General features: G+C 60.6%; 16 protein-coding genes. 10 read left to right on the top strand and 6 right to left on the bottom strand.

The window, feature by feature from the left end:
* Positions 1 to 20: 20 nt before the first annotated feature.
* Positions 21 to 734: a GNAT family N-acetyltransferase gene (locus HP564_RS12120; protein WP_371243314.1), complete on the bottom strand. Its 714-nt coding sequence runs from the start codon at positions 732 to 734 to the stop codon at positions 21 to 23.
* Positions 735 to 970: 236 nt separating this feature from the next.
* Between HP564_RS12120 and HP564_RS12115 the strand changes: the two genes are divergently transcribed.
* From HP564_RS12115 to yfaU, 4 genes are read left to right on the top strand one after another with little or no spacing between them, the layout of a single operon-like run.
* Complete coding sequence (locus HP564_RS12115; protein ID WP_371243312.1) at positions 971 to 1753, top strand: IclR family transcriptional regulator; 783 nt, start codon at positions 971 to 973, stop codon at positions 1751 to 1753.
* A 13-nt stretch (positions 1754 to 1766) separates the two neighbouring features.
* Complete coding sequence (gene rhmD, locus HP564_RS12110; RefSeq protein WP_371243310.1) at positions 1767 to 2969, top strand: L-rhamnonate dehydratase; 1203 nt, start codon at positions 1767 to 1769, stop codon at positions 2967 to 2969.
* Between the two features lie 54 nt (positions 2970 to 3023).
* Positions 3024 to 4310: an MFS transporter gene (locus tag HP564_RS12105; protein WP_371243308.1), complete on the top strand. Its 1287-nt coding sequence runs from the start codon at positions 3024 to 3026 to the stop codon at positions 4308 to 4310.
* A gap of 13 nt (positions 4311 to 4323) precedes the next feature.
* On the top strand, positions 4324 to 5124 hold the full coding sequence (gene yfaU / locus HP564_RS12100; RefSeq protein ID WP_371243306.1) for a 2-keto-3-deoxy-L-rhamnonate aldolase: 801 nt from the start codon (positions 4324 to 4326) through the stop codon (positions 5122 to 5124).
* On the opposite strand, the gene HP564_RS12095 is transcribed toward yfaU, so the two are convergent.
* A complete protein-coding gene (locus HP564_RS12095) occupies positions 5118 to 6188 on the bottom strand; it encodes a LacI family DNA-binding transcriptional regulator (protein ID WP_371243304.1) in 1071 nt (356 codons plus the stop codon). The genes yfaU and HP564_RS12095 overlap by 7 nt on opposite strands.
* 195 nt (positions 6189 to 6383) lie before the next feature.
* Between HP564_RS12095 and HP564_RS12090 the strand changes: the two genes are divergently transcribed.
* From HP564_RS12090 to HP564_RS12075, 4 genes are all read left to right on the top strand, one after another.
* Positions 6384 to 7196 carry an ABC transporter substrate-binding protein gene (locus tag HP564_RS12090; protein WP_371243302.1) on the top strand — a complete coding sequence of 271 codons (813 nt, stop codon included), beginning with the start codon at positions 6384 to 6386 and terminating at the stop codon, positions 7194 to 7196.
* Positions 7197 to 7269: 73 nt separating this feature from the next.
* Positions 7270 to 8082, top strand: coding sequence for an amino acid ABC transporter permease (locus HP564_RS12085; protein ID WP_371243300.1), 813 nt, complete (start codon positions 7270 to 7272; stop codon positions 8080 to 8082).
* Complete coding sequence (locus tag HP564_RS12080) at positions 8079 to 8852, top strand: amino acid ABC transporter ATP-binding protein (protein ID WP_371243298.1); 774 nt, start codon at positions 8079 to 8081, stop codon at positions 8850 to 8852. The genes HP564_RS12085 and HP564_RS12080 overlap by 4 nt, the downstream gene beginning before the upstream one ends.
* 37 nt (positions 8853 to 8889) lie before the next feature.
* A complete protein-coding gene (locus tag HP564_RS12075) occupies positions 8890 to 10002 on the top strand; it encodes an NAD(P)/FAD-dependent oxidoreductase (protein WP_371243296.1) in 1113 nt (370 codons plus the stop codon).
* Between the two features lie 98 nt (positions 10003 to 10100).
* Here HP564_RS12075 and HP564_RS12070 read toward each other — a convergent pair whose 3' ends face one another.
* Together HP564_RS12070 and HP564_RS12065 are read right to left on the bottom strand one after the other, a co-directional pair.
* Positions 10101 to 10598, bottom strand: a complete 498-nt coding sequence (locus tag HP564_RS12070; protein WP_371243294.1) for an RcnB family protein — start codon at positions 10596 to 10598, stop codon at positions 10101 to 10103.
* A 155-nt stretch (positions 10599 to 10753) separates the two neighbouring features.
* Positions 10754 to 11512 (bottom strand): CDP-diacylglycerol diphosphatase, encoded by a 759-nt coding sequence (locus tag HP564_RS12065; protein WP_371243292.1) that lies wholly within the window; start codon positions 11510 to 11512, stop codon positions 10754 to 10756.
* A gap of 1084 nt (positions 11513 to 12596) precedes the next feature.
* Here HP564_RS12065 and HP564_RS12060 point away from each other — a divergent pair.
* Both HP564_RS12060 and HP564_RS12055 read left to right on the top strand, forming a co-directional pair.
* Positions 12597 to 13493, top strand: a complete 897-nt coding sequence (locus HP564_RS12060) for an N-acetylmuramoyl-L-alanine amidase (RefSeq protein ID WP_371243365.1) — start codon at positions 12597 to 12599, stop codon at positions 13491 to 13493.
* Between the two features lie 25 nt (positions 13494 to 13518).
* Positions 13519 to 13737 carry a hypothetical protein gene (locus HP564_RS12055; protein WP_371243290.1) on the top strand — a complete coding sequence of 73 codons (219 nt, stop codon included), beginning with the start codon at positions 13519 to 13521 and terminating at the stop codon, positions 13735 to 13737.
* 67 nt (positions 13738 to 13804) lie between these two features.
* On the opposite strand, the gene HP564_RS12050 is transcribed toward HP564_RS12055, so the two are convergent.
* Together HP564_RS12050 and HP564_RS12045 are read right to left on the bottom strand one after the other, a co-directional pair.
* A complete protein-coding gene (locus HP564_RS12050; protein ID WP_371243288.1) occupies positions 13805 to 14596 on the bottom strand; it encodes a MetQ/NlpA family ABC transporter substrate-binding protein in 792 nt (263 codons plus the stop codon).
* A 9-nt stretch (positions 14597 to 14605) separates the two neighbouring features.
* Positions 14606 to 15622 (bottom strand): isopenicillin N synthase family dioxygenase, encoded by a 1017-nt coding sequence (locus HP564_RS12045; protein WP_371243286.1) that lies wholly within the window; start codon positions 15620 to 15622, stop codon positions 14606 to 14608.
* Positions 15623 to 15669 lie beyond the last annotated feature (47 nt).

Below are 15669 nucleotides of genomic sequence, written 5' to 3'. Positions count from 1 at the left end.
AAGCGGCCCTGCGTCTCAGCTCAGGGCCGCTGGCGCAGTGTTTCCAGCCTGTCTCGCTGCTGGCCGTCGATACCGAAATTTTCTGCCGCCAGCCAGCGCTCAAATCCCTGTTTCACCAGCGGCCATTCCCTGTCAATTATTGAGAACCAGCTGGTATCGCGCGTGCGGCCGCGATAAACAATCGCCTGGCGAAACTCGCCCTCATACTGGAAACCCAGCCGTGCCGCGGCGCGGCGTGAGGGCGCATTCAGGCTGTCACATTTCCATTCGTAGCGTCGATAGCCAAGCTGCTCAAAGGCGTAGCGCATCAGCAGGTAGTGTGCTTCGGTGGCGATGCGCGTTTGCTTCAGCAAGGGAGAGAACGTCACATGCCCGACCTCAATGACGCCATGTTGGGGTTCAATGCGCATCAGCGCCAGGGTGCCCAGCGCTCGTCCGGTTGCCACCTCAACCACGGCAAAATGCAGTGGATCGCGGCTGCTCTCCATCTGCTGCGCATAGTGCTGAAATGCGGCATAGTCGCTGAACGGTCCGGCAAACAGATAGGTCCAGTCGCGGCCATCTTTTGCCAGCGCGTAGGCGGCAAACAGCGCCTCGCCGTGCTGCGCCACGCTGAGCGGCTCCAGCCGGCAGTAGCGGCCCTCAAGCACTTCCCGCTGCGGCAGCGGTCGCGGCTGCCAGTCCGGTAACGGCTGACCAACGGGCTGTCCATATTCATTGGTAATGTGTGACATTGCGCCTCCTTGAGTGGGGTATCTCAGCAGAATGCCACGTTGCCGCCGGGCAAAACACCCACGGCACAGAAAAAGCGCGGGCGTCCAGCCCGCTGTACCGGCAACGCGCGGCATCTCACACTCTGCGCACCCCGCGCCAGCCCCGTCGGCTCTGACCTGCCTTATTTGACGCGGCTCACGTTTACGCACCGCTGATTTCACAACACTGCTTCCAGACCTTCAGACTGGAGTCCAGCATGCTGGAAATAACGCCTGTACCCGCGCTCACACGCGGCATCGCTATCCTCGACTTTATCGCCCGGCAGGGGCCGTGCAGCGCAGCCGACATTATCGACGGCCTGCGCCTGCCGAAAAGCAGTGCCTATCTGCTGCTGGCCGAGCTAAAGAAGCAGCGCCTTATCACGGTGGATCGTCATGACCACTATCGCCTGTGGACGCGTCTGGTGGAGTTCGCCGGACACGCGCTGGAGAAAATGGATCTCCGCGAGATTGCTCGCCCGCGTCTGACGCGCCTGATGCAGGAGAGCAACCTGCTGTGTCATCTCGGCATTCTCGACGGTGGTCACGCCTGCTACATCCTGAAGCTTGAATCCCCCGCCACCATCAGCGTGCGCTCGCACGAGGGCAAAAGCCTGTCGCTGCACCGCTCCGGCATCGGTAAGTGTCTGCTGGCCTGGCAGCCTGCCGACGAGCAGGCGCGCATTATCAGCCAGCTGCGCTTTGTTGCCGTCACCCCCACTTCGATCCGCAGCGCCGATGAGCTGGTCACCGAGCTGGCGCGTATTCGCCGCCAGGGCTGGAGTGTTGACAACGGCGAAGATTATCCCGACGTGCGCTGCGTTGCCGCCCCGATCTTCGACGCGCGCCGCCAGCTGGTCGCCGCTATTTCGCTGGTAGGGACGCGGCTGCAAATCGACGACGATAACCGCGACTATCTGGCGGGCCAGGCGATCGCCTGCGCGCGTGACATCTCTTATGCCCTGGGCTGGCGCAGCCCGGCGGAATCTTTTGCCTGTTAACCTGGAGAACGCTATGTCCCTGCCAAAAATCAAAACCGTCCGCGCCTGGTTCACCGGTGGCGCAACCGCAGAAAAAGCCGCCGCTGGCGCTGACTATCACGATCAGCCCGGAGGCCACTGGATCGACGATCATATCGCCACGCCAATGAGCAAGTACAAAGCCTATGAGCAGTCGCGTCAGTCGTTTGGCATCAACGTGCTGGGCACGCTGGTGGTGGAGATAGAAGCGGATAACGGCCAGACCGGCTTTGCCATCTCCACCGGCGGTGAAATGGGCTGCTTTATCGTGGAGAAGCACCTGAACCGCTTTCTGGAGGGACGCTGCGTCAGCGATATCAGGCTGATCCACGACCAGATGATGAACGCGACCCTGTTTTACGCGGGTTCCGGCGGCGTTGTAATGAATACCCTCTCCTGCGTTGACCTGGCGCTGTGGGATCTGTTTGGCAAGGTGACGCAGCTGCCGGTCTATCAGCTGCTGGGCGGGGCGGTGCGTGACGAGCTGCAATTTTACGCCACCGGCGCGCGTCCCGATCTGGCCCAGGAGATGGGTTTTATCGGCGGCAAGATGGCGGTGCAGTGGGGCCCGCACGACGGTGATGAAGGCATCCGTAAAGAGGCGGCGCGCATCGCTCACTATCGTGAGGCGTGCGGCCCCGACTTCTGGCTAATGCTCGACTGCTGGATGAGTCAGGACGTGAACTTCGCCACTAAGCTGGCGCACGCCTGCGCTCCCTACAATCTTAAGTGGCTGGAAGAGTCTCTGCCGCCGCAGCAGTATGAAGGCTATGCGCAGCTGAAACGCCAGGCCCCGCCGGGCATGCTGATCTCCAGCGGTGAGCACCACGGCACGCTCAGCTCATTCCGCACGCTGGCCGACACCGGCATCGATATATTGCAGCCAGACGTGGGCTGGTGCGGCGGGCTGACCACGCTGGTTGAGATCGCCGCGCTGGCGAAATCACGCGGGCAGCTGGTGGTGCCGCACGGCTCGTCGGTCTACTCCCACCACGCGGTGATCACCTTTACCAACAGCCCGTTCAGCGAGTTTCTGATGACCAGTCCGGACTGTAGCACCCTGCGCCCGCAGTTCGATCCGCTGCTGATCGACGAACCGGTGCCGACGCGTGGCCGCCTGCATAAGTCGGCACTCGACAAGCCCGGCTTCGGGGTTGAGCTGAACCGCGACGGCCTGAAACGCCCCTATACCCACTGATGACGCAGGCTGCAACGCGGCCTGCTTTGTGACGCCACTGTGAGGGTCAATGTGATGAACAGCCTTGTGCAACATGCGGTACGCAAAAACCGCGCCCGCCTGATCCCTTTTATGCTGATGCTCTACGTGCTGGCGTTTCTCGATCGCGCCAATATCGGCTTCGCAAAAGAGGCCTACCAGCTCGACACTGGCCTGAGCAATGAGGCCTATGCGCTGGGGGCAGGCATCTTTTTTGTGGTCTATGCGCTGTTCGGGGTGCCCGCCAACCTGCTGATGCGCCGCTTTGGCGCGCGCAGCTGGATCGGCTCCACTACCCTGCTGTGGGGCTTTCTCTCCGCCGCAATGGCGTTTGCCGATACCGAAGCCAAATTTCTGCTGGTGCGCACCCTGCTTGGCGCGGCGGAGGCGGGCTTTTTCCCCGGTATGATCTATCTCACCTCACAGTGGTTTCCCCAGCAGCAGCGCGCCAGCGTGATGGGGCTGTTCTATATGGGTGCGCCACTGGCGCTGACCTTTGGCTCCCCGCTGTCTGGCGCGCTGCTGGAGATGCACGGCTTTCTCGGCCATCCGGGCTGGTTCTGGATGTTTATGATTGAAGGGCTAATGGCGGTGGCCGCCGGGCTGTTTACCTTTGCCTGGCTTGATAACAGCCCGGCACAGGCGCGCTTCCTCAACGGGGACGAGAAAGCCGCGCTGCAGCAGCAGCTGGAGCGCGAGGAGCAACAAAAATCTACCGCACGGCTGCGCGACGCGCTGCGTCAGGGGCGCGTCTGGCATCTGGCGCTGATCTACATGACTATCCAGATAGCGGTCTACGGCCTGATCTTTTTTCTTCCGTCGCAGGTTGCCGCGCTGCTGGGCACCAAAGTCGGCTTTGTCGCGTCCGTGGTGGCCGCTATTCCCTGGATCGCCGCGCTGTTCGGCACCTGGCTTATCCCGCGCTATGCCGACCGTACCGGCGAACGCCGCCTGATTGCGGCGACCACGCTGCTGGCGGCCGCCCTGGGCATCGGCGTCTCCGGTCTGGTCTCACCGGTACTGGCGATCGTTGCGCTGAGCGTCGCGGCCGTTGGCTTTATCGCCGTGCAGCCGGTGTTCTGGACCATGCCGACACAGCTGCTCTCCGGCAGCGCGCTGGCGGCGGGCATCGGCTTCGTTAACCTGTTTGGCGCAGCGGGCGGCTTCCTGGCGCCGCTGATCCGCGTGAAAGCCGAATCGCTGTTTAACAGCGGCAGCGCGGGTCTGCTGGTGCTCGCCGCCATCGCCGCCCTGGGTGCGCTGATGATTTTTGGTCTGCATTCCGACTCTCGCGTCGCGCTGGCGTCGCAGACAAAGCACTAACCCTGGAGGCACTATGCTGGATCCGTTACACAACCCGTTTAAAGCTGGCCTGGCGCGTGGCGAAACCCAGATTGGCCTGTGGCTGAGCAGTACCTCTTCCTATCTGGCTGAGATTGCCGCCACCAGCGACTACGACTGGCTGCTGATCGATGGCGAGCACGCGCCGAATACGGTGCAGGATCTCTACCACCAGCTTCAGGCGATTGCCCCCTATCGCAGCCAGCCGGTGATCCGCCCGGTAGAGTTTCAGCAGGCGCTGATTAAGCAGGTGCTGGATATTGGCGCAAGAACGCTGCTGGTGCCGATGATTGATACCGCCGTGCAGGCGCGCGCGCTGGTGGCGGCCACACGCTACCCGCCGCTCGGCACCCGCGGCGTCGGCGCCGGCGTGGCGCGAGCGGCACGCTGGGGACGCGTTGGGCACTATATGGCGCGTGCCAACGATGAGCTCTGCCTGCTGATTCAGGCGGAGAGCAAAACCGCGATAGAGAATCTTGATGCGCTACTGGAGGTAGAGGGGATCGACGGCATCTTTATTGGCCCTGCGGATCTCTCCGCCTCGCTCGGCTACCCCGATAACGCCGCGCATCCCGACGTGCAGCAGATCATAGAGCAGAGCATCCGCCGCATTCGCAAGGCGGGTAAAGCCGCGGGATTTCTGGCGGTGGACATCGCGATGGCGCAGCGGGCGATCGGCTGGGGCGCAAACTTTGTCGCGGTCGGCGTCGATACCATGCTCTATACCGACGCGCTGGATCGACGGCTGGCGCAGTTTCGCCAGCAGGCCGCAGGCGCAGCGCGCACCAGCTACTGAGCGGGCGCGGCAATGGAGTGCCGCTCCACCAGCTCGGCGCTAAAGGCAGGCAGCGGTCCGGCGCTTTCGCCACGAATATCCGCGATCAGCCGCCGCGCCGCCTCGCACCCCATCTCGTAAACCGGCTGGGCCACCACCGTCAGCGGCGGCGTGACGATTTCACTCCAGGGAAAGTTGTCGTACATGATAAAGGAGAGATCCTGCGGGATGCGCAGCCCGCGCTGTGCCACCGCGCGCAGCAGCGACATCGCAACCAGGCTGTCGGAGGCGATCAGCGCGGTCGGCGGCGTGGCCCGCTGCCACAGCGTGTCGACGATGTGGGCGATCTGCGCGTCACTGCCCGCATTCGCCTGGATCAGGGAAGTGTCGTAAACCGCGCCCGCGGCGCGGAACGCCGCCATCATTCCGCCTACGCGCTGCGCCACCGGCGTCAGGCCAAAATCAGTGGCGTCACGGCAGGTGCCCTCCAGCTCCATGCTGGTGATATAGGCAATGTGCTGGTGTCCTGCCGCCAGCAGCCGCTGCGTCGCCTCGCGCGCCACGCGGGTAAAATCGCAGCAAATCGCTTCCACGTCGAGATCGCTAACCGCGCGGTCAAACAGTCTGAGCGCTCGCCCCTCTTCCAGAATCTGTAGCAGATGCCCGTTTTTATCCCACTCCGAATGGCTGGGTGCCACGATAATGCCGTCAACGCGCTTCTCCAGCATCACCCGCACCGCATCCTGCTCGGCCTGTAATTTCTCATCGCTGTTGCCCAGCAGCAGGTGGAAGCCTGCCTGGCGCGCCACGTCGGCCATGCCGCGCAGCGCCAGGCCAAAGTGGGGGTTCTCAATATCACCGACAATGACGCCAATGGTGTTGGATCGGCCGGTATTCATGGTTCGTGCCACTTCGTTGGGCCGATAACCCAGCGCCGCCGCCGCACGGTTAACCCGCGTCTGCACCTCTTCACTGACGGCACCGTAACCGCCGAGCGCCCTTGCCGCCTGGGCTTTTGACACGCTGGCCGCTCTGGCAACATCTGCCACGGTAGGGGCTTTGGATCGCATTTTCTGGTTGGTCATAATTAATTCGAATCACAGGTTGATGACAGAGAGATTGACGTCGAAAAAAGGCTGTGCTTAAACTCACTATAACGCCTTGAGACCGGTCTCACAACAACTGTTCTCATGCTGCGCCCTGCGTTGAGACCGGTCTCACACTAACACTATTACCGGCTCAGCTGTCTCTGATGTTTAACCTGCAAAAACGGATGAGCTATGAAATCGTCAATTCACCTGAGCGCCCTGTGCGGCGCTGCCATCGCACTCTGCTCTTTCTCTTTCAGCACGCTGGCCGCCAGCAGTGATAACCCCTGGGGCCTGCTGGAGCCGGGCCACCTGCGCATCGCCAGCGTAGGTGACTCCAAACCCTATACCTTTACCGACGCCAGCGGCCAGTTCACCGGCTTCGACGTCGAGTTTTTTAAAAACGTGGCGCACCGCATGGGTATCAACCAGGTGGATTTCGTGGGGCAGGATTTTTCCGCGATCCTGCCTGCCGTTGCCAATGGTCAGTTTGATGCCGCCGTAGCCGCCATCGGCATTACCCCGGCGCGTGAGAAAACCGTGGATTTTTCTACCGGCTATCTGGCGGGCTATCTCACCGTGCTGACGCGCAGCGACAGCGGCGTGAAGAGTGTGGAGACGCTGGCGAAACGTCGCCTTGGCGTCATCCAGGGCACGCTTCAGGAGAGCTATGCGGTGCAGCACTTTACCCAGAGCGACGTGGTGCGCTTCCCCGACAATAACGCTGCCGTCTCAGCGCTGAACAACGGCACGCTGGACGCGGTCTTTCTCGACTACGAGGCGGCCAAAAGCTACGCCGCCCGCTTTAAGCTCGTCTCCGCCGCCGACATTCCGTCGTTTGATGCCCCGGCGGGCGTCGCTATCGCCAAAAACAAACCGGCGTTCAAAGCCGCGCTCGACAGCGCTATCAGGGCCGCCATGCAGGATGGTACCTGGAAACAGCTCTACCAGAAGTGGTTCCCCGGCTCGCCCATGCCAGAGCAGTATCTGCCTGGCGGCCAGTAATACGTGAACGCTGCGCGTTCGGCTTTTCACCGGTGACGGCTTCGCCCGTCACGCGTACTGACGGAGTACGGCGATGGATCTTCTGACAATGCTTTCCCGTACCTTCTTTGACTTCGACTCAATGAAGGACGTCCTGCCGCAGCTGCTGGCAACCGGTCTGGTCAATACCCTGATTATTTCGGTTGCCGCCACGCTGCTCGGCACGCTGTTTGGCCTGCTGCTGGCGATGATGGGGATTTCCCCGTCGCGCTGGCTGCGACTGCCCGCCCGGCTCTATACCGATCTGTTTCGCGGTCTGCCGTCAATTCTGACCATTCTGCTTATCGGGCAGGGGCTGGCGCGCTTCAGCTACCAGCTCTTTGGGCCGACGCCCTACCCGCTCGGCATCTTTGCCCTCAGCCTGATCGCCAGCGCCTATATGGGCGAGATTTTCCGCGCCGGTATTCAGAGCGTGGAGCGCGGCCAGATGGAGGCGTGCCGCGCGCTGGGCATGAGCTACGGGCGCGCCATGCGGCTGGTGGTGATCCCGCAGGGTATCCGCCGCGTGCTGCCCGCTATCGTTAACCAGTTTATCGCCATCATCAAAGACTCTTCGCTGGTCTATCTGCTCGGACTGATGACCGGCCAGCGCGAACTGTTCCGCGTCGGACAGGATGCGGCGGTGCTGAGTGGCAACCTGTCGCCGCTGATGCTGGCCGGACTGTTCTACCTGATTATCACTGTGCCGCTGACCCATGCGGTTAACCTTATCGACGTGCGCTACCGCACCGGCCGTCGGCGGCTTACCGCGCCGCAGAGCGGCCTGAAAGAGGTCGAAGAAGTGCTGACGCGCCGTGAGGGCGCACTGGCCACACAACCCTTAACCGGTCATCGGGGGCAGTCATGAGCGTTGCAATGAAGCTGAGCGAGCCGCCTGCGGCGGCCAACTGGAAAGGGTCAAGCCTGGAGCTGCGCGATCTGTCGCTCTCCTACGGGCCGATTGACGTGCTGCGCAGCGTGTCGCTGCGCATCGCGCCCGGCACCACCACCTGCATTATCGGGCCGTCCGGCTCCGGCAAATCCACGCTGCTGCGCGGCATCAACCGCCTGCATGAGCCTAAATCGGGCGATGTGCTGCTGGCTGGACGCTCGGTGCTGAAGGACAAGCCCGACGCGCTGCGGCTGCGCATCGGCATGGTGTTCCAGCACTTCAACCTGTTTCCCGACCACAGCGCGCTGGAGAACGTCGCGCTTGCGCCGTGGAAAGTGAAAGGTCTGCCGAAGGCGCAGGCGATGGCAATAGCGCGCCAGCGGCTTGAGGAGGTGGGCCTGGGCCAGCGCGCCGACCACCGGCCTCGCGATCTCTCTGGCGGGCAACAGCAGCGCGTGGCGATCGCCCGCGCGCTGGCAATGGATCCGGAGGTGATGCTGTTTGACGAGGCGACCTCCGCGCTCGATCCCGAGCTGGTAAAAGGCGTGCTGACGCTGATGGCCGATCTCTGCCGACGCGGCATGACCATGGTGGTGGTGACGCATGAGATGGGCTTCGCGCGCAAGGTCGCCGATCAGGTGGTGTTTATGGACGAAGGCGAGATTGTCGAGGCGGGCCCGCCCGCTGCGCTGTTCGACGCGCCGCAGTCGCCGCGCCTGCAACGTTTTCTGTCGGAAGTGCTGTAGGCCCTTCCCCCTTTCGAACTGAACAAGGAACTGAATCATGGCATTAGAAGATCTGCGTCGCGTAGTGGTACTGGGCGGCGGCGCGCTGGGCGTTTCCAGCGCGCTGCATCTGGCGAAACGCGGCGCGGCGGTCACGCTGGTGACCGAGGCGGCGCTCTGCTCCGGCGCCTCCGGCCGTTCGCTCTCCTGGCTTAACTCGGCGGGCGAGCGCTCTCTGCCCTATCACGCACTGCGCATGGCGGGCATCGACCGCTACCGCACGCTGTTCGCCGACGATCCGACGCGCGACTGGCTGCGCTTCGACGGCGGCCTGTTCTGGGCAGCGGACGACCTGAGCGGCACGCGCACGCGGCATGCCTATGAGAAGGCGCACGGCTACGATTCGCATCTGGTGACGCGCGATAGCCTGGCGCAGGCCGACGCGCAGGTCGAGGGCGCGGCGCTGGCGCAGGAGGCGATCTTTAACCCTGGCGAAGGCTGGGTGAGTTTGCCGCACCTGGTGACGTATCTGGCGCAGCAGCTGCGCGCGCTGGGCGGCGAGATCGTCGAGCACGCCGGAAAATGCGAGGTGCTGCGCGACGGCCCGCGCGCCAGCGGCGTCAGGCTGGCAAGCGGGGACCAGCTGCGCGCCGACGCGGTGCTGGTCGCCTGCGGCCCGGCAACGCCTGACGTAGTCGCGCCGCTCGGCGTCACCATCCCCAACGGCTCGCCCGTGTCGATGCTGGTGATCACCGAGCCGGGCGCGCACGGGCTGAAGGCGGTGCTGAACACACCGCGCGCGGCGGTGCGCCCCAATCCAGGCAACACGTTCGCGCTGGATCACGACTGGTATGAAGAGGATATTCAGCAGCAGGCGGACGGCAGCTACGCCATCGACGAAAGCGTGGTGGCGCAGCTCGCCGCCGAAGCGAGCCAGTTAGTGAAAGGCGAACCGCTGCGTGCCGCCAGCTGGAAGCTGGGGTTAAAACCGATCCCCGGCGACGGTGAGCCGGTGTTGGGCGAGCTGGAGAGCGTGCCGGGCTGCTTTGTCGCCTTTACCCACTCCGGCGCGACGCTGGCGCTGATTGCCGGCGAGCTGCTGGCGGAGGAGATCGTGACCGGCGAGAAACAGCCGATGCTGGCGAGCTTCCGGCCGGAACGGTTCGCATAAAAAAAAGCCGGTCGCGTGACCGGCTTTATCCTGCCCCAAATACCCACAAGCCGGTGAGATGGCCCAGGCCTTCTCACCGATGAGCGCGGATTAAGCGCTTAGCCGCGATAGTAGATATCGCCAGATTCCGCCTTGAGGATTTTGCCGACGTCGTTGGTGATCAGCAGATAGTTGCCGCCGATATAGGTCCAGTGGCTGCCGGTTTCCGGTGCGGGCAGATTGCGCTTCTGCCACTCGACGATATTGTAGGATTTGTCGAGATACTGCTGCGGCACGCTGTCACCCACTTTGTACTCTTTATAGTCGATGATAATGCGGTTGAGGTCGTAGTTTGACTGCGCCTGTGGGCTGCCAGCGTTTGCGTCCGGCGCGGGCGCACTGCCGGTTTCCGGCTCTTCAGCATTGGGGCCGAGCGGCGGCTGGCCGCTGCTGTCAGTGCTATCGCCCTGCGGCTGCGCGGCAGGTGCCTGCTGCTGGATCTGCGGCGGCGGGGGCGCATTATCGGCGACGTCGCCTTCAGCCTGTGCGGCGGGAACAAGGCTCAGCGAGCCAAACAGTAATCCTGCTAAAAAAAGTGCGTTCTGATTCCTGCGCATAGTGTTTTCCACGTTGATTGATTTTGCTGACAGTAGACCAGGATAAAGACAACCTGTACAGCCTGTCAGTTCCGTAGCAAACCAGGAAAGGTTCAGGGGCGAAGCCGGGCCACACTCCCTTATCCGGTCTTAACGCCAGCCGCAAAGCGCGCGCCTTACTGCATCAGTACCTCGCAGCGCTTATCTAACAAAGCCTCTACCGAAGCCCGATTTCCTTTATCCCAGCCGCGCCGGGTGGTCAGCAGAATGAATCCCCTTTCTCCGTCAAAGGTAGTCGGCACCAGCGCCACGCCATACTCTGCAAGCTGTGCCGGCGACAGATGGAACGCGCGCGCTACCGAGTCGACAGGATAGATACCCATTGCTGCTGGCTGCATCACGCGGCGGGCGTACCAGCGATGATTCAGCATCCGATCGGGCAGCGGACGCCACTGATCGCTGACATAGGGGCGCTCGGCCTGTAGCTGGCGGTATACATCTTCGCGCAGGCAGGTGAGGTGGATATGTAGCTGGTTCTGGCTGCGCCCATAAGCGGAGTTGATCGCCATACCCAGCCTGTCGTCAGGCACGGCTGCGCCATAAGCGGCCGCCAGGCGATAGCGCATCAGCCAGGCATAGCCAAAGTAGTCGGTACGGCCTGGTCGCGAGAGTGAGAGACTCTCAATACCGGCCATCGCCAGGTTCGGCACCAGGATAAAGTGGTAGGGGTAGCGGGGATTTTGCAGGACGCTGAAGCCCTCTTCCTTGCCCTGCGGCGAGTAGATTTGCTGGCAGGGCGCCGGATTGCGCCAGTGTTGATAATGGGGCATACAGAGATCCTGCGTCACCCACCACAACGCATCAGAGCGCGCGCAGCCGGTGAGCATGCATGCTATGGCCAGCACAGATAATAATCGAGACATATTCGATGGCATACTATCCTGACGTTGGGCTTAACCCGGCAAACGTTTGAAATCGTATCTGACAAAAGAAAATGCTGCCTGCCAGCCTGTAGCGGTCTTGACGCTGAAAATGAATTCAGGCAACGCTGAATGCATCTTCATGAGTCTGGCAAACACCATTACCGCTAAGGGGTGAGGCTTTACGGCTGCCCTGGCAGTTATCAATGCTGTTTTAGCAGCGGCAGAATAACACGAAGAGCCGACGAAAATCTTCACAGCGACAGACATTATCCGCGGGTGTTGCGCGCATTTATTTTGATTATTATGATCAGCCCGGTGGTTTCAGGAATAAGAGGTGTCGCGTTATGCCGTGCACCCCTGGCAATAGTGGACAATGATAATCCGTTAAACATTTCTCTTTTCAGTAACGGACAGAACAGATGTTTAAAATGACAGCCAAGGACGGAATACAGAGCCGACAAGACGCGCCGCCACCCATAAAGACACTGCGCATCAAGAATAAAAAACGCAACCGTATCCCGTTACTGCTTTCTGGAAATTATTACCGCGCTAGCCAAAACCATATGATAAAAACTTATTCGCTACGCTAACCCAACAAGCGGAATGCAGCCTTTAAGAATAATAACATCGGTTCCTGAACACACCCTGTAAAAATCAGTGTTAATAGTTGCCCGTCACCCTGGCGTGCAGCGCTTTACAAACAGAACTGGTTATAAAAATCTCTTAAAAAAAGGGGACAGATCATGCTGTTAACCAAACCAGGACAGCATATTGCCCGGGCACCGGTGCGTCGTTATCCCCGCTGAGGCGAGCGCTGACTCATGACGTTGAGAGCAGAAAAGCGCTTTTGCCATCCTGTCCAGCGAAGTGACGCGCAGTAAAATGATGCAAACCAGAGCCGAATGCAAAAGATTCACCGTGAAGAGCCTGATGAATATCTGATATATCAGTTACCCGCTCCGGCTTAATATAAAGATGTCACACACCGTTAATCACCCTCTTTTTCATCAGAAATGACGGTATAATAGCCTCTTTACTTACAAGGAATGTTTATTTAATGAAAAAGAACATCTTCTCCCCTGCGTTAAGTATGTTAATAAAATCAACCTTGCCAGCAATATTAACCCTGGTGTTATCAGGTTGTGCACAAAATTCTGCTCATATTGAAAAACGCAATGGCTATTATAGCCTTCATGATTATCAGGCTACCGGGCAAAATGAAAGAGTCCGGTTTTTGGTTATGCACTATACCGCGCTGGATGATAGTCAGTCTTTAAAGACGCTGACAGAGGAGCAGGTAAGCGCGCACTATTTAATTCCGTCTGAGCCCGCATGGATACAGGGGAAGCCAGTGGTGTTACAGCTGGTTGACGAACGTAAGCGCGCCTGGCATGCCGGCGTAAGTTTCTGGAATGGTCGCTCTAACCTTAATGATGCATCGATAGGCATTGAAATTGTCAATAAAGGATTTACTGAGGATATGCATGGCGAGCGTATCTGGTATCCCTATCAGGAAAAGCACATTTCCGCCCTGATTGCTCTGGCGAAAGATATTATTCAGCGTTATCAAATCACGCCTGATAATGTGGTCGGACACAGTGACATCGCGCCTTTACGTAAGCAGGATCCCGGCAAGTTGTTTCCCTGGCAACGCCTGGCAGCAGCCGGTATCGGTGCCTGGCCAGACAGTCTGACCGTCACCCGCTACCTTGCCGATCGCTCTCGCTATGCCCCCGCTGATGTCAGCGTCATTCAGGCCCTTCTCAAGCGATATGGCTATGATCAAATTCCGCAGAACGGCGTGCTGGATGAGGATACGCAAAAAATTATCAGCGCCTTCCAGATGCATTTTCGGCCTGAGGATATAAGCGGTCGTGCCGATGCGGAAACTGAAGCGATTGCCCGCGCGCTGATTGATAAGTATCGCCCTGCCGCGGCACCGGCTCTGGGGCCAGAGAGCGCCTCAGTGGCTAACCCTGCATCCAGGGCGTAAGCCCCAGCGATAAGCGGAAAAAGAGATGATGAAAAAGCTTTTGCGGCTGACGTTGATAGCCTGTGTTTTCTCCGGCTGTAGCGACAACAGCAACAAAGTGAACAACACACAATCAGGAGCAGGACGCGTTATGCCGGATATTTTCCAGCCGGTAACGCCTTCTCAGCAGCGGGCAATAATGTCTGGTGAGCGACCCGACTGGACAGAGGATCCACCTGTCAGGCTGCCGCGTCACCAGAGGTAATACGTTTTTCCGCAAGCCAGGGTAACCGCTGGACGATGACACCGCCCTCTTCGCTTTTATCGCGGCATTACGGGTTTACCGGGATCACCGAGCCGTGATACTGCTGCTCGATAAACGTTGCCACCTGCGGCGAGGTGAGATCTTTTGCCAGCGCTTTAATACGCGGATCGTTCGCCAGCTTTGGCGTGGTGACCAGCACGTTAGCGTAAGGGTTGCCCTGCGCTTTCTCCAGCGCCAGCGCGTCCTTCGACGGCGTCAGGCCCGCCTGCAGCGCATAGTTGCCGTTGATCACCGCGAGCGGCACGTCATCCAGCGCGCGCGGCAGCTGTGCCGGGTCAACTTCGACGATTTTCAGATGATGCGGGTTGCTGCTGATATCCGCTGGCGTCGCAAGATTGTTAATGGCGTCGTTCTTGCCCGCCTTCAGGGTAATTAGCCCGTTGGCCTGCAGCAGGTAGAGCGCGCGACTCAGGTTGGTGACGTTGTTCGGCACCGCTACCTGCGCGCCGTCCGGGATAGCCTTCAGGGATTTTACCTTGCGCGAGTAGAGCCCCAGCGGTTCGATATGTACCGTTGCCGCCACATCGAACGTCTCGCCCAGCGCCTTCTCCTGATCGCGCAGGTAGGGCACATGCTGGAAGTAGTTAGCATCCACATCACCGCGCGCCAGCAGTTCGTTGGCGTTAAGGTTGCCGTTGAGTTCGATCACCTGCAGATCAAGACTGGGATCGATCTTCTTCACGTAGTTGAGGATCTCGCTGTGCGGCACCGGATCCGCCGCCACGCGCAGCACCGCCGCCGAACTGGCGCCCGAGAAGAGCGCCGCCAGCGCCAGAGTCGCTACCATCTTCTTTTTCATGCAATGTCCTTATGAAAGTGTCTTGAGATAATCGCCGTAATAGCGCTGCGCCACATCGCGGTGCGAGCGTAAACGTCCTTTGAGGTAATTCCAGCCCACGTCGCGGATCAGCGGATTGGCGGGATCGCTGGTCGGCCCCAGCGCTTCCGCCGCCAGCGCGTCGGGCAGCTGATAGATCGGCACCTGGCTGTCGAGCTGCGCGCCGAGGAAAAAGGCGATGGAGATGCGCTCCTGCCCTTCTGGCGGCGAGAGCACGCGGTGCACGGTGGCGCGCAGATAGCCGTTGGTCGCCAGCTCCAGCAGTTCGCCGATATTCACCACGAACGCGTCCGGCTTCGGCGCAGCATCGACCCAGTTGCCCGGCGTCACTTCCACCTGCAACCCGCGCTGCGCGTCCTGCAGTAAAAAGGTCAGAAAGCCGGAGTCTTTATGCGCACCGACACCCTGCTGGCTTTCATCCACCGCCTGCCCCGGATAGCGGATCAGCTTGACGTGCTCGTTGGGATAGCGGCCGTAGAGCGCGTCGAAGGCGTCTTCCGGCAGCGACAGCGAGCGGGCAAAGGCGCGCAGCAGGCGCAGCGCCACGTTGGTCATCTCCTGCTGCCAGGCGTTGATCACCGGGCGCAGCTGCGGCAGTGCCTCTGGCCAGAGGTTCGGCCCCTGAAGCCGTTTCCACGCCGGATCGCCCGGCTGCAGCAGCAGCGCGTCACGATCGGCCCCAATATCAAACTGCTCGCGCTGGTCCCGCTGCTCGCGGGTGTACTCCACGCCCGCCAGGTTGTAGCCGCGAAAGTGCGGCGAGTGGATCATCGAGACGCGCAGCTTCTCTTGCTGCGGCAGATCGAAAAAGGCGCGCGTAATGCTCTGTACGTTCTGCTGTAGCTGCGGATTAATGCCGTGATTGATAAGGTAGAAAAAGCCCACGTCGCGCGCGCTTTCGCGCAGGCGGGTTAAAAACTCTGTTTGTTCAGTTTCGCTGCCGGCGAGTTGCGCCAGATCCAGCACCGGTAAGCTTGTCCAGGTCATTGTGCGTGTTCCAGAGAGGATGCCCGGATTTACCCTCGCACTAATAA

Source organism: Pantoea sp. KPR_PJ (genome assembly GCF_041386365.1).
GTDB lineage: Bacteria > Pseudomonadota > Gammaproteobacteria > Enterobacterales > Enterobacteriaceae > Pantoea.
This window is presented reverse-complemented; position numbering and strand designations above follow the sequence as displayed.